Here is a 14,002-nt window from a genome sequence, read left to right as displayed (position 1 = left end):
ATGATAGTCGGCCTGGGCATTGATATCACCGAACTGGACCGCATAAAAAGTTCACTTGATAAATACGGCGAACGTTTTGCGGAGAAAATCCTTACAGCCGGGGAACTGAAAATGCTTCCGGCCAAAAATCCGGTTCCGTATGTAGCTGCAAGGTTCGCGGCCAAAGAGGCTGCGGTCAAAGCTCTTGGAACCGGATTTGCCGAAGGGATCACCTTCCAGTGCATCGAAGTGACAAATCTGGAATCCGGCGCTCCGCAGCTTGTCTTTTCCGGTAACGCTCTTGAACGCAGCCAGGAACTCGGAATCAAGGGAATCCACATCTCCCTCACTCACGGACGGGACAGCGCCGTTGCAGTAGTGGTGCTGGAAAAATAACACCGCCCCGGCCAGAAGATTGATTCGGAACTGCCGATTCCGCCGGAAACCTTTCAAGCAGGACTTTGCCTCACAAATAAAGCTGAAAATTCCCGTATAAAAGGAGGTCACCATGTTCTCTCCCCTTCCAACACCTTTTGAAATGGCCGGTTGGGACAGTGTCACAATCAATGAAATAGGCATCCGGGGCGAAATTCTTATGGAGAACGCCGGAAGAGAAGCTGTTTTCACACTTCTTGACGAATACGGGGAGGTCGCCGGCAAAAGCATTCTGATAATTTCCGGCTCAGGCAACAACGGCGGTGACGGCTTCGTCATGGGGCGCCTGCTGGCCGATATGGGGGCTGAAGTTCTCATACTGCATACTGCGCCCAAAAACGGTTACAAGGGAGATGCCGCCTACCACATGAAAATCGCCTCCCGGATGGGCGTGGCGATGAAATTTTTCAGGCAGACAAGCACTGTTACCCTGCCGGATTCGGACATCATCATAGACGGATTGCTGGGGACCGGCTTTCAGGGGGAACTCAGGCAGTTTGCCATGGACATAGTATCCGAAATCAACAAGGCCGGAGCAAGCGGGCGGAGTTTCATATTTTCCGTGGATGTCCCGTCCGGGTTGAACGGATTGACCGGCAGGCCGCAGCCCATAGCCGTCAAGGCACATGCTACCGTAACTTTCGAGAATGCCAAGGTGGGATTGATCCTGCCCGAAGCGGCGGACTATACGGGCAGGCTTATTGTTGCCCCCATCGGAATCCCGGCCGAGGTCAAGGCAAAACACTCTCCGGCCAACTTTCTGATTCGCAACGAAGTTCTGGAAAATATTCCCCGGCCGACTCCGGCCATGCATAAAGGCACATCCGGTCACGTGCTGCTCATTGGGGCCTCCAAGGGGCTTACCGGAGCCTTACACCTTGCCGGGTTGTCCGCCATGCGGGCCGGAGCGGGATACGCCACCATGGCCTGCCCTGCCGGGCTGGCCTCCGAGGTGAAAGGCGGCAGGCCGGAACTTATGACCATGGGACTAGGTTCCGGCGAGACATGGGACGAACAGGCCATCGCGGAACTCCTGCCCATTCTGAACAGATACGAATCCGTAGTGATCGGGCCCGGACTAGGCAGAGACGAAGGAGCGCACAGGCTGATTGCCGAACTGCTTGACGCTGACCTTCCTCCGTCTGTATTCGACGCCGACGCTCTTTACGTGCTCGCAAGGGATTCTCATCTGATGCAGAAAATCCCCAGGAATTCCATTTTCACACCGCATCCGGGAGAGATGGGCCGACTGGTGAAAAAGACCATTTCCGAGGTGGAGGAAAACCGCCTGGAAACCGCCAGAAAATACGCCGTCTCCAAACAGGTGTACCTTGTCCTCAAGGGAGCAGGAACAGTGATCGGCTGCCCGGACGGACGAACCTTGATTTCTCCACTTGCTGCACCCAACCTTGCAGCCGCAGGTTCAGGGGACATTCTTGCAGGAATAACCGGAGCCCTGCTCGCCAGATCGCTCTCCCCTATGCAAAGCGCCTGCATCGGGGTATACTGGCATGGACTGGCAGGACTGTATCTGAATGAGGAATTTCCGTACCGTGGAAACATTGCAACTGAAATAGCGGACATGCTGCCCGTGGTACTCAAGGAGGAACTATGCTGAAAGCTAAAGAAATCATGACATCCGGAGCGCTTACTCTGACACCTGAAGACGATATCGCCGGCGCGGCCAAACTGCTGCTGGAAAAACACCTGAACGGGGTTCCGGTAGTCGACGACAGCGGTAAACTCATCGGGGTGCTCTGCCAGAGCGATCTCGTGGCGCAACAGAAATCGGTCTCGCTGCCGTCCCTGTTCACCATTCTGGACGGATTCATTTCATTTTCGTCCAACGAGGAATTGGAACGTGAAGTCAACAAGATCGCGGCAACCAAGGTGGCTCAGGCCATGACCCCCGATCCGGTGACCATCAGCCCTGAAACGGACATAGAACACATCGCCGACCTCATGGTCGAAAGAAAGCTGTACACCCTGCCGGTTGTCGAAAACGGCAAGCTGATAGGCGTGGTCGGCAAGGAAGACGTTCTGAAGGTACTGACCAAGAGCAAATGACAGAATCAAAAATAACAATACATCTGCCGGATGTGGAATCGACCATGAAGCTCGGTTCCACTCTGGCTTCTTTTTTCCGTGAACGCAAAACGCAGATCCCCCTGTTCATGAACGGAGATCTGGGTTCCGGCAAGACCACACTGGTACGCGCCATGGTGGAATCCCTGCCCGGAGCACAGAACGCCGAAGTAAGCAGCCCGAGTTTCAATATACTGAACATCTACCCCACCACTCCGCAGGTAAACCACTTCGATCTGTATCGTCTTGAAGGGCAAATACCGGATGACGAATTTTTTGATCTGCTGAACAATAAAAAAACTTTGACAGTTGTAGAGTGGATTCAGTATCTGAGAGTGGATTTCTGGCCTGACAGCGCACTGCTCTTCACTTGGATACCTGCCGCATCCGGCAGAACAATAGAATTGACCCTGCATGGTTCAACGACTTCCCTTTTTGAAGAGCTTGCCTCACATCTTAAGTCATTCCAACAACTTCCGTTGAACACATGTAGTTAAGGAGATAATGTTCAAATGAACATCGTAGTACAGAAATTCGGTGGAACCTCGGTCAGGAACCTCGAATGCATGAAGCAGGTTCTGGAAAAAGTCCTGGTGCCTTACGAAAAAGGCAACAAAGTCATTGTTGTTCTCTCCGCCATGGCAGGCGAAACCAACCGCCTGATCGATCTGGCCAACGAATGGTCCGAAAAGCCGGATCAGGCTGAAATGGACTCGCTTGTTTCAACCGGGGAACAGATTTCCGTAGCCCTGTTTGCAATGCTTCTAAAGGACCGGGGAATCAAGGCCCGCTCACTGCTCGGATTCCAGATTCCGGTCAAGACCAACACAGCCCACTCCAGAGCACGAATTCTCGATATCGATCGCCAAAAAATCGAAGAGTATCTGGAAAAGCACGATATCCTCGTAGTGGCCGGATTTCAGGGCTGCACCGAGGACAGGCGGATCACCACGCTGGGACGCGGCGGTTCAGACACTTCCGCCGTAGCTCTTGCCGCTGCAGTTGATGCCGACCTATGCGAAATTTTCACTGATGTTCCGGGCGTTTTCACAACCGACCCCAACATCTGCTCCCAGGCCCGCAAGCTGGACACCATTTCCTATGATGAAATGCTGGAGATGGCCAGCATGGGCGCAAAGGTACTACAGATTCGTTCAGTTGAATTTGCAAAAAAATACAATGTAAAAGTTCATGTCCGCTCCACTTTCAGCGATGAGATAGGAACATTCGTCACCCAGGAGGATGAAAACATGGAATCAGTACTTGTTTCCGGTATTGCATATGACAAAGACCAGGCCCGCGTAACCCTTGCCAAGGTCAAGGACGAGCCGGGTGTTTCCGCCGCCCTGTTCACACCTCTTGCCGAAGCCGGAGTCCTGGTTGACATGATCGTCCAGAATCCGAGCAAGGACGGACGGACCGACATGACCTTCACCATTCCCCGTGCCGATCTCAAGCAGACCCTTGAAATAATCGACAGCATCAAGGACCCCATGGGTGCTCAGGAAATCCTTTACGACCAGAATGTATGCAAGGTTTCGGTTATCGGCGTGGGCATGCGCAACCATTCCGGAGTCGCATCCCGTGCATTCCAGGCCCTGCGTGACGAAAACATAAACATACTGATGATCAGCACTTCCGAGATTAAAATTACCTGCCTTATCGAAGAAAAATATACCGAACTGGCCATAAGAACGCTCCACAACACGTTCGGGCTCGATAAAAGCGGGTCCGATGAAAACAAACTCTAAACAATGACGAAAATAAAAATATACGACACCACACTGCGCGACGGGACACAATCGGAAGAAATAAACCTCAGTGTTCAGGATAAAATACGCATAACCGGCAAGCTGGACTCCCTCGGCGTACACTACGTTGAGGGAGGGTGGCCGGGATCCAATGCAACAGACAAGGAGTTTTTCCAGGAAATACGGAACTATGCCTTGAAAAATTGCAGGATTTCGGCTTTCGGATCCACCCACATGAACCGGTTGACTCCGGAAAAAGACCCCAACCTGTTGTCCCTGGTTGATTCCGGGGCAAAGGTCATGTCCATCTTCGGAAAAACATGGGACTTTCACGCCACACACGCGCTCGGTGTCACCCTGGAAAGAAATATTGAGCTGATCAGCAACAGCATCGGCTTCCTGCGTCCGCATGTTGACGAATTGTTTTTCGATGCGGAGCACTTCTTTGACGGATTCAAGGCCAATCCGGAGTTCACCATAAACTGCCTTAAGGCTGCTTATGAAGCAGGGGCTGACGTACTCGTCCTCTGCGATACCAACGGAGGCTCCATGCCCGGTGAAGTTGCCGATGCATGCAGGGCTGTGCTGGAAAAAATCCCCGGATGCAAAATAGGTATCCATGCCCATAACGACTGCGATCTGGCCGTGGCAAACTCCCTTGCCGCAGTAGAGAACGGTGCGGTCCAGATTCAGGGTACCATCAACGGATACGGCGAGCGCTGCGGAAACGCCAACCTGTGCTCCATCATACCCAACCTCGAACTGAAGCTGGGCTATGAAACCATAGGATCTGAAAAGCTTTCCAAGCTCAAGAGCACTTCCACCTACATCTCGGAAATAGCCAACCTGCGCCCGTTCCTGCGCCAGCCGTTTGTAGGGCAGGCCGCATTCGCACACAAGGGCGGAGTACATGTAAGCGCCGTGCTCAAGGATTCATCAAGCTACGAACACGTAGACCCCCTGCTGGTCGGCAATGACCGCCGGGTGCTTCTCTCCGACTTGTCCGGCAAGAGCAACGTCCTCTACAAGGCCCAGAAATACGGCTACAATCTCGATAAAAACGACCCTGCGGTCAAAACCATTCTTGCAGACATCAAGGAAAGGGAAAGCATCGGATTCGAATACTCGGCAGCCGAAGCATCCTTTGAACTGCTGTTCTTCAAGGCCATGGGCTGGTCCAAACGGTACTTTGAATTCATCAACTTCTTTGTTGTGGACGCCAAGCGCAAGGAAGACACGGAACCGTTTTCCGAAGCGACCGTGATCGTCAAGGTTCACGGACAGGAAAACCACACCGCCGCCTCAGGCGAAGGCCCGGTCAACGCCCTCGACAAAGCCCTGCGAAAAGCCCTTGAGCCGTTCTACCCGGCGCTCAAGAACGTAAGGCTTCAGGACTTCAAGGTCCGCGTCCTTTCCGGTGCTGTAAGACAGGCGGCGGGGACAGGATCAAATGTCAGACTGCTCATCGAATCAACCGACGGCAAAAGCCAGTGGACAACCATGGGCGTAAGCCACAACATCATCGAAGCAAGCTGGCAGGCTCTGGTTGATTCCATAAACTACAAATTATTCAAGGATGATCCTCAGAAATGGCCCTCGCTGTAAACACAAAACACACCGGCGTATCACGGGTTTCCGTCCTTTGCGACAACAAGGCCCTGAAGGATTCTTTGGGCAAGGAATGGGGGCTCTCCATGGCCGTCAATCTGCCCGGAGACGAGCTTTGGTTCTGGGACTGCGGGGCAACCCCTCTTTTTCTGAAAAACGCAGCAGAGATGGAAATAAGCCCCGAAAAAGGCAAAGGCATTGCTCTAAGCCATGGACACTGGGACCACACCGGGGGAATGGACGCTCTCATGCAGACAGAGTTCATGGGCCCGGTGTACGCACACCCCGATTTCGCCGCGGAAAGATATTCTCTCAGCCGTGACGGTTCGGCCAAAAGTGCTTCCTTTCCCTGCGAATATCCCGGCACGATCATAGTACGCGATCACGTCGAGCTTGACGAAGGGTTGTACATGATCACCTCGATACCGCGCCGGGAAGGACTTTTCGAAGCCACGGAAGGACTTTTCACGGATCAGGAAATGGCTCTGACCGACCATGTTCCGGACGATGCCTTCCTGCTGCTCATGAGCAGTTCCGGACCTGTCGTGATCCTCGGCTGCTGCCATAGCGGTCTTGCCAACACGCTCTACCATTTACGGGAACTGACCGGTATAGACTCGGTCCACGCCATTCTGGGCGGACTGCATCTTTACAGGGCGGATGAAGCCGAATTCGAAAGAACGGCAGCGGTAATCGAAGAATTCAAGCCGGAAATGATTTCGCCGGGCCACTGCACCGGAGACGACGGTTTCGCTTTCCTCGAAAAAAGGCTTTCCTGCAAAGTCCTGCCCATGGGCTCCGGAGCGGTCTACGAATTCTGATCCCTGCCGATGAATTGAAAATCAAAACGTCCTGCCGGATAAGTGTAATCCGGCAGGACGTTTTTATCTTATTGAGCAACAGCCTTTTTAACTGATCATCTAAAGATCAAAGCCCAGAGCACGGCTGATCTCCGGATCGCCATTGCCGTTTTGGACCTTTTTCCAGTAGCAGTTCTGAACCGTCCACAGATCAAGAGGCAGACCGATTGCTCCGGCCCTTTCAACCGCCATGGAGATATGCTTTGCGGATATGTATTCCTCGTCAAACATGACGCACAGCTTCATGGAAATACGCTCGACCAGATAATCGGCTTCCGGATGGTTGCGCCCTACTTCGCGCAGGAAATCAATCAGGTCATCACTGACCTTGTCATCGAAGAAGACAAAATGCCATGCAAGTCCTTCCCACACTTCGCGCCACTTAGGAGCCCAGGTCTGGGAAGTCTGGTAGTCCTCAAATCCGATGAACAGCCTCGGGCCGCATCCGGAATTCAGTATCCGGGTATTCCAGGCATTTCCGGCAACACGGTCAACCCATGCAAGCGAAAGAGACTGCCTCTTTTTCCATGAAATATCAGACAGTGAAAAAGTTTCAGTATAATTTCCGGGACCGGAAATATCCAGAGAACCGGCCATGACCCGTTCCCCGCGACTCCATTTCCAGTCGTAGGTCCTTACTTCCGTTTCAAGATTCCAACGAATGTCAGCCTCTCCCCGATACATGACCATGGAATTGTCTCCGGTCCTGATCACCACCGAGACTCCCGGCCATTCTATACGCCCGGTCTCGCCGGACAGAGGGAAGACGTCTTCCACATAAAGCCTGACCAATGCCTGAGCGATAAGGCTGCCCGGAGTCTCGCTCTGTATCTTTATCCTGCTGTGCCATAAATCAGTTCCGGTGCCGTAACGTTCCTCGTTGGACCTTGCTTCACCGGCTATGGAAAGAAATTTATCCTCAAGCCCGATCAGCCCGGTATCCCTTGCTATCTCCATGGCCCGCAGGGCAAAGCCCATGTTGTTGACAGGCTCCAGCCGCGCAAGATCATCAAAAAACCAGCCGCAGCTCGCAAATGAAGACAAAGCCCATTTCTGCATGGAAAGCAGCTTCCAGCCGGTATCGGCTTCCTGCGACTCTTTTGAAACCTTAAAGTGTTTCTTGAAAAAATCATCTTCGGAAACAAGCCCCCCGAGCACGGCCCCGTAATCGGTCAGTGCTTCCAGAGGATCGACAAAGACTTTTTCACCCAGATTGAAATAATGTCCGTCCATTAATGTCTTTATCGTGTCCAGACCTTCCCGGAGTGGTTTCCGCCATTTCTGGTTCCATCCTGGATGTCCGCCGGTGCAGCAACCGCAATCGCTGCGCCAGCGTTCTACTCCGTGGTAGCAGCTCCAGGATGAATTCTCACGGATTTTCACCTTCCGGGTCGGCGGATGCTCAGCCAGATAGGTTCCGTAGTTGAGCAGGGAAATACCATCCCGCCCTTCCCTGGCCTGAGCCAGCACGTAGGCAAGGGCCATCTCTCCGAATTCGAAATGATGACCGTATGTCTCACCGTCCGTGCCGATGGACAGAAGCCCCGGTGCGGACGCCCCGGAAAGCTTGTTCCAGTAGTCCTCGCCGTTACGCAGCAACCCTTCGAAGGCAACAGCCTGCGAGAGCCCCCCATCGTAGAAAAATACGGATATGGAACGCCCGGACGGCAGTTCAACAAGATAAGGTTCCTTGATGTTCAGTGAGCCTTCGTCCACGGAAACCCACTCTGATGAACCTATTTCCGCCACAGCCTCAGCCTGACGCGGCGCCAGCAGAGTAAAAAGAATCCCCTCGGCAGCGAGTGCTTCCAAGGATGCTGTATCGCAGGCGGTTTCGGAAAGCCACATTCCTTCAGGGCGGCGCTTGAACCGGGCCTCAAAATCCGCAGCCGCCCAGGCCACTTCCGCCTTTTTATCCGTTTCCGAGGCCAGCGGCATGATCACATGATGATATATCTGGGCGATGGCATTTCCGTGTCCCCAACGCTTGATGCTTGCGGCATCGGCCTCCAGCAGTCTGCCGTAAAGCTCCTGCTCGGACCGCTCTATCCAGCGAAACAAGGTCGGGCCGACATTGAAACTCATCCATTCATAGCAGTTGACGATATCAAAAATGCCTTTTCCGCCCGTGCGTCTGGCCCAGGCCAGCGGGCCGTAGCTCTCGCGGCAGATTCGCTCGTTCCAATGCCGGAAAGGAGCGGCACTCCCCTCCGGAAAAATCATATCCAGCCAGGGATCTTCACGGGGCGGTTGATAAAAATGACCGTGAATACACAAATATTTATCCGCCATGGGTGTAACCTCACTGTTTGGGTACAGGCGTTATGAAAGGTTATTCTAGCCCGAAGAATTCCACAAATTCAACACAAAGAATAACATATTATTTTTTTCATCATCTTTAACATCCGGTCACAAAAAAAAGCAAAAAAAAGAAAACCCCGCCAAGACATGTGGACGGGGTCGGAATAACAGATTCCAAGCAGTGGTTCTATTTAACGTAACCGGCTTGCTGCAGCATGGCCGAGGCCCTGTCCGAAAGGACAAAACCTGTTTTATAGCGGATGGTAGGCCCTTTCAAAGAAATTCTGTATATAAATCCGACATCAATCAGAACACTCAAAACATCCGAGGGATAGCTCCCGTTCAGCACTTCTTTCGGCGCTATTCCGCCGAAAAGTGAAACCCTGGTCATGTAATAAATATCCATCAGCGCCCTGACATGTTCCTTATCAAGATACTGGCCGATTTCCATGTCTACGCAGCAGATATCCTCCCAGTAATTGTCCGCCACATGGATACCTTTTTTCTCGAACTCCAGCTCCGCATTCTTGGAAAGTCTGTAACCTTCAAGATTGTTCCCGCAGGAAGTGCAGATACTGCCTTCCTCAATCAGTCCGCTCGCGAGCATCTCGTCAAGCAGCCCCTGTTCGTAGAGAAAAGCCTCACGCTTAGGCATCAAACCGTGATAGCGTTTTATTCCCGAATAGCTTTTCACATGTTTCAAAAGCTGCATATGTCTTTCATTCAAAAACATAACATTAGAACCTTTTTCTTTTCTTCCCGGCAACAACCGTTACAAAACAGATACAAGATGGTGCTCCACATACTTTATCCATACTATTTCTTCCACCACTTTAATGTTAAATTTTTCATCTGCCCGGAATCATTTGCCGGACAAAACCGGTTTAAAATAGAAACGGGCCCGAACGCTGATGCGCCCGGACCCGTTCCCGTGATTAAGGACTGAAAAGAATATTGGTTGAAATCAGCTGAAAAGCCTGATCGGGGGCTTTGATTCCTTTTTGGGCCTACTCTTGTGAATTACATTACCGGTAGGCATCTTGACGAACATATTCTGACAGGAATAGCACTCCCAGTGCTTGGCCTTTTCCTGCAACCTGATAAGTACACCGTCACGGTCGTAACAAACCTGACAATAAGGCCCGGTTTTTTCCGAGTCTTCATCTATCCAGTATTTCTGACCGTCAAACTCCATACACTCGGCAAGATCAAGAATATCGGCCACTTCCTTTATCTGGCCGCGCAAATCCTTATTTTCGTTATACAGTTCAAGATAATCTTCCTGTATTATCTTCAACAGTTTTTCTGCGTCCTGAGGCTTGTTTTCATTAAACAGTTCCAGCACCCGACGAAAATTTGCGGCATGTAAATTTCTCTTTTTCATTCTCCCCGTCCTTGTTTACAACGTAGTGCAGTGCAGCTGCTTTTACTACATATCGGACAGCTGTAAAACTTCCTTTAGAGACAAATGTTTTTTTATTCACCATTGACAGGCAACTTTACCGTTCATATATCAACGCTGTCCCGCTGACCGGATTCTGAAAAAATCTGCACATGACAAACCGGCAAGGTTCCGGGACATCACATAAGATAAGGAGACAACATGCAGCAATCCATGGAAAATTTTAAAAAAACTCTTGACGAACATCACGAATGGCCCTGCGATTACACATTCAAATTCATCGTGCCCGGCAATTCTCTTATACAGCTGAAAGAAATGCTGGAAGGAATCCCGCACAGTGAAAAAGACTCCAGAACAGGAAAATACACCAGTGTAACCGTGACCATTTACGCAACTTCCGCAGATGAAATTATTGACCTCTACCAAAAAACAGCCACTATTGAAGGCCTGATTTCTCTTTAGTACGACCCTGTCTCCGGGTTGACTTCCATCAAGCCTTGTTTAAATATAACGCCGCTCTTTTTCGAGCATTTTTTATTTTTCAAACCAGCGCCGGATAGGCCGTTTTTTTATCCACAGGATACGGAATTTTGTTCATTTCGATAGTAACGTATTGTACTCATGGACTTTGTTTTTATACACCGTATCCCGGCAGTTTATTTTCTTAAACAGCCTTTAATATAGCACCACAAAAGAGTTCCGGAGGACTTTTCAAGCCATGAGCGATTATAAAAAGACTCTGTGTCTGCCCAAGACCAAATTTCCCATGAAGGCAAACCTCAAACAGCGCGAGCCGGAAATGCTCAAACGCTGGGAGGAAATTTCCGTATACAATAAAATGGTTGAGGCAAATGCCGATGCCGAAAGATACGTCCTCCACGACGGCCCCCCGTATGCCAACGGGCATATCCATATGGGTACGGCCATGAACAAGGTCCTCAAGGACATCATTGTAAAATCGCGCAACATGCAGGGCCAGAAAGCCGAGTATGTTCCCGGATGGGACTGCCACGGCCTGCCCATTGAACACAAGGTGGAGCAGGAACTGAAAAAAAAGAAAAAAGACCTGCCCACAATAGTCATCCGTAAACTCTGCCGCGAATACGCGAAAGGATTTGTAGATACCCAGCGCAAGGAATTCAAGAGACTCGGCGTGCTCGGCAACTGGGAAGACCCGTACCTGACCATGAAACCGGAATATGAAGCGGCAACAGCCCGCGAACTGGGACGTTTCATGGAAAAAGGTTCCGTGGTGCGCGGCAAAAAGCCCATCCACTGGTGCTGCTCATGCCGTACCGCTCTGGCCGAAGCCGAGGTTGAATACGAAGATCACACCTCTCCTTCCATATACGTCCGTTTTCCGCTCAATGACGAAAAGCTGCTGAAAGCGCTACCGGAAGATACTGCCGCCAAGGTGGATCTCGCCCGTACCTACATCTGCATCTGGACAACCACTCCGTGGACGATTCCGGACAACATGGCCGTGGCCGTTCACCCTGAATTCGAATACTGCGTTACCGTAGTAGACGGAAACTTTTACATACTCGCAGAAAGGCTGCTGCCCGTCTGCGCGGAATCATTCGGCTGGGATAAATACGAAATCATCGGCAAAGTTGCCGGCGCTGCTCTTGAAGGGGTTGTTGCAAAGCATCCCATTTACGACCGCGAATCTCCAGTCGTTCTGGCCGACTACGTAACACTGGACAGCGGTACCGGATGCGTCCACACCGCTCCCGGACACGGTCGTGAAGACTTTGAAACAGGCATGCGCTACGGCCTTGAAATCTACTCCCCCATGAACAACGACGGTGTGTTCCTCAAGGATGTTGAATTCTTTGCCGGACTCAATGTATTTGAAGCCAATCCCAAGGTAATTGAAAAGCTTGAGGAAGTAGGCAATCTGCTGGCAAAAGAAAACATCACCCACTCCTACCCTCACTGCTGGCGCTGCAAGGAGCCGGTAATCTTCCGCGCTACCACCCAGTGGTTTATCTCCATGGAAGAAAACAATCTGCGCGGCAAGGCCCTGAAGGCCATCCGTGACGATGTCAAATGGGTTCCAGCCTGGGGTGAAGACCGCATCTACAATATGATCGAAAACCGCCCGGACTGGTGTATCTCCCGCCAGCGCAACTGGGGCGTGCCCATAATCGCACTCATCTGCCAGGACTGCGACGAAGTCTACAATGATCCGAAATGGGTATTCTCGGTAGTTGATGAGTTTGAAAAGCATGAACGCGGCTGCGACTACTGGTTTGAAAAACCGGTGGAGGAAATCGCTCCCGCAGGACTCAAATGCCCCAAATGCGGAGGCACCCACTGGGCCAAGGAAACCGACATCCTTGATGTCTGGTTCGACTCCGGCACCAGCTTTGCCGCTGTTGTGGAAAAACGCCCCGAGAACAGATTTCCGGCCGACCTTTACCTTGAAGGATCGGACCAGCATCGCGGCTGGTTCCACAGCTCGCTGCTGGCTTCCGTCGGAACACGCGGAGTACCGCCCTACAAAACCGTACTGACCCACGGCTACGTAGTGGACAAGGACGGTCGCAAGATGTCCAAATCCATCGGCAACGTTATCGCCCCGCAGGAAATCATCGACAAACACGGCGCCGAAATCCTGCGCATGTGGGTTTCCGCTGTAAACTATCAGGAAGATGTGCGCATCTCGGACGAAATCCTGAACCGCATGGTGGATACCTATCGCCGTATTCGCAACACCTGCCGTTATCTGCTCGGCAACCTGAACGGTTTCAATCCTGAAACCGATGCAGTGAGCCCGGAACAGATGCTGCCTCTGGACCTCTTCGCGCTCGACCTGGTCAAACGTGAACACGAGGTCATTCAGAAGGCATACAGCAATTTCGAATTCCACAAGGTCTACCACACCCTGCATAACCTCTGCACCACCGACCTCTCGGCCTTCTACCTTGATATCATCAAGGACAGGCTTTACGTCTCCGGTGAAAAGAGTCTGGAACGCCGCTCGGCACAGACCGTGCTCTGGCAGACCATCCTCATGCTGCTGATGGACATGGCCCCGGTACTCTCCTTCACCGCCGAGGAAGCATATTCCTATCTTCCGGACGAAATGAAAGAAGATACGGAAACTGTTTTTGCACTGCGTCCGAAGCTCCTCACCACCGGCCTTGATGCAGCCGCACGCAAACGCTGGGAACTGCTCCTTGATGTGCGTACCGAGGTAACCAAGGCTATCGAACCCATGCGCAGAGAAAAAATCATCGGCCATTCGCTTGATACCAAAATCACCCTCTTTGCTGATGAAGAAATTGCCGCAGCCCTTGAGGGCGTTGAAAAACGCGAATTCTTCATTGTTTCCGGTGTAGAGGTTAAGCCCCTGTCCGAAGCAGGTGAAGACGCAGTCGTATGCGAAGAACTGGAAGGGCTGAAAATCAAGGTGGAAAAGGCTCAGGGCGAAAAATGCAGCCGCTGCTGGAGATACGATACTCTCGGCACCAATCCGGAACATCCGGAACTCTGCCCTCGCTGTGCCGGAGTTCTGGCAGGCGAATAGCAATTTCCTCGCTATAATTGCAACGATGCCCCCGGATTCTCGGACG

At 51.8% G+C, this 14,002-nt stretch carries 12 protein-coding genes; 9 read left to right on the top strand and 3 right to left on the bottom strand.

Annotated elements, in window-relative coordinates; translation table 11 throughout:
* The 7 genes from ACKU4E_RS03425 (at nt 1) to ACKU4E_RS03395 (ending at nt 6,679) form a co-directional block, all read left to right on the top strand.
* Entirely contained in the window at nt 1-375 is a 375-nt protein-coding gene (locus ACKU4E_RS03425) for a holo-[acyl-carrier-protein] synthase (RefSeq protein WP_320169688.1), read from the top strand.
* A gap of 112 nt (nt 376-487) precedes the next feature.
* The gene (locus ACKU4E_RS03420) at nt 488-2,032 is read left to right on the top strand and encodes an NAD(P)H-hydrate dehydratase (RefSeq protein WP_320169687.1); all 1,545 of its coding nucleotides are present in this window, start codon (nt 488-490) and stop codon (nt 2,030-2,032) included.
* Complete coding sequence (locus ACKU4E_RS03415) at nt 2,026-2,481, top strand: CBS domain-containing protein (RefSeq protein ID WP_320169686.1); 456 nt, start codon at nt 2,026-2,028, stop codon at nt 2,479-2,481. The genes ACKU4E_RS03420 and ACKU4E_RS03415 overlap by 7 nt, the downstream gene beginning before the upstream one ends.
* Nucleotides 2,478-2,996 (top strand): tRNA (adenosine(37)-N6)-threonylcarbamoyltransferase complex ATPase subunit type 1 TsaE, encoded by a 519-nt coding sequence (gene tsaE / locus ACKU4E_RS03410; RefSeq protein ID WP_320169685.1) that lies wholly within the window; start codon nt 2,478-2,480, stop codon nt 2,994-2,996. Before ACKU4E_RS03415 ends, tsaE begins: the two co-directional genes overlap by 4 nt.
* Before the next feature lie 15 nt (nt 2,997-3,011).
* Nucleotides 3,012-4,250 carry an aspartate kinase gene (locus tag ACKU4E_RS03405; RefSeq protein ID WP_320169684.1) on the top strand — a complete coding sequence of 413 codons (1,239 nt, stop codon included), beginning with the start codon at nt 3,012-3,014 and terminating at the stop codon, nt 4,248-4,250.
* Between the two features lie 3 nt (nt 4,251-4,253).
* Nucleotides 4,254-5,855, top strand: a complete 1,602-nt coding sequence (cimA, locus tag ACKU4E_RS03400; protein ID WP_320169683.1) for a citramalate synthase — start codon at nt 4,254-4,256, stop codon at nt 5,853-5,855.
* A complete protein-coding gene (locus ACKU4E_RS03395) occupies nt 5,840-6,679 on the top strand; it encodes an MBL fold metallo-hydrolase (protein WP_320169682.1) in 840 nt (279 codons plus the stop codon). Before cimA ends, ACKU4E_RS03395 begins: the two co-directional genes overlap by 16 nt.
* 99 nt (nt 6,680-6,778) lie before the next feature.
* Here ACKU4E_RS03395 and ACKU4E_RS03390 read toward each other — a convergent pair whose 3' ends face one another.
* The 3 genes from ACKU4E_RS03390 to ACKU4E_RS03380 form a co-directional block, all read right to left on the bottom strand.
* Nucleotides 6,779-9,010 (bottom strand): DUF3536 domain-containing protein, encoded by a 2,232-nt coding sequence (locus ACKU4E_RS03390; protein ID WP_320169681.1) that lies wholly within the window; start codon nt 9,008-9,010, stop codon nt 6,779-6,781.
* Nucleotides 9,011-9,206: 196 nt separating this feature from the next.
* Nucleotides 9,207-9,731 carry a hypothetical protein gene (locus ACKU4E_RS03385; protein ID WP_320169680.1) on the bottom strand — a complete coding sequence of 175 codons (525 nt, stop codon included), beginning with the start codon at nt 9,729-9,731 and terminating at the stop codon, nt 9,207-9,209.
* Nucleotides 9,732-9,983: 252 nt separating this feature from the next.
* A complete protein-coding gene (locus ACKU4E_RS03380) occupies nt 9,984-10,403 on the bottom strand; it encodes a hypothetical protein (protein ID WP_320169679.1) in 420 nt (139 codons plus the stop codon).
* Nucleotides 10,404-10,622: 219 nt separating this feature from the next.
* Between ACKU4E_RS03380 and ACKU4E_RS03375 the strand changes: the two genes are divergently transcribed.
* On the top strand, nt 10,623-10,883 hold the full coding sequence (locus ACKU4E_RS03375; RefSeq protein WP_320169678.1) for a DUF493 domain-containing protein: 261 nt from the start codon (nt 10,623-10,625) through the stop codon (nt 10,881-10,883).
* A gap of 256 nt (nt 10,884-11,139) precedes the next feature.
* Nucleotides 11,140-13,956, top strand: coding sequence for an isoleucine--tRNA ligase (gene ileS, locus ACKU4E_RS03370; RefSeq protein WP_320169677.1), 2,817 nt, complete (start codon nt 11,140-11,142; stop codon nt 13,954-13,956).
* Nucleotides 13,957-14,002 lie beyond the last annotated feature (46 nt).

The sequence above is a fragment of the Maridesulfovibrio sp. genome (assembly GCF_963677005.1).
Classification (GTDB): Bacteria; Desulfobacterota; Desulfovibrionia; order Desulfovibrionales; family Desulfovibrionaceae; genus Maridesulfovibrio.
Note: the sequence above shows the minus strand (reverse complement) of the source record. Positions and strands in the feature narration are given on the sequence as shown.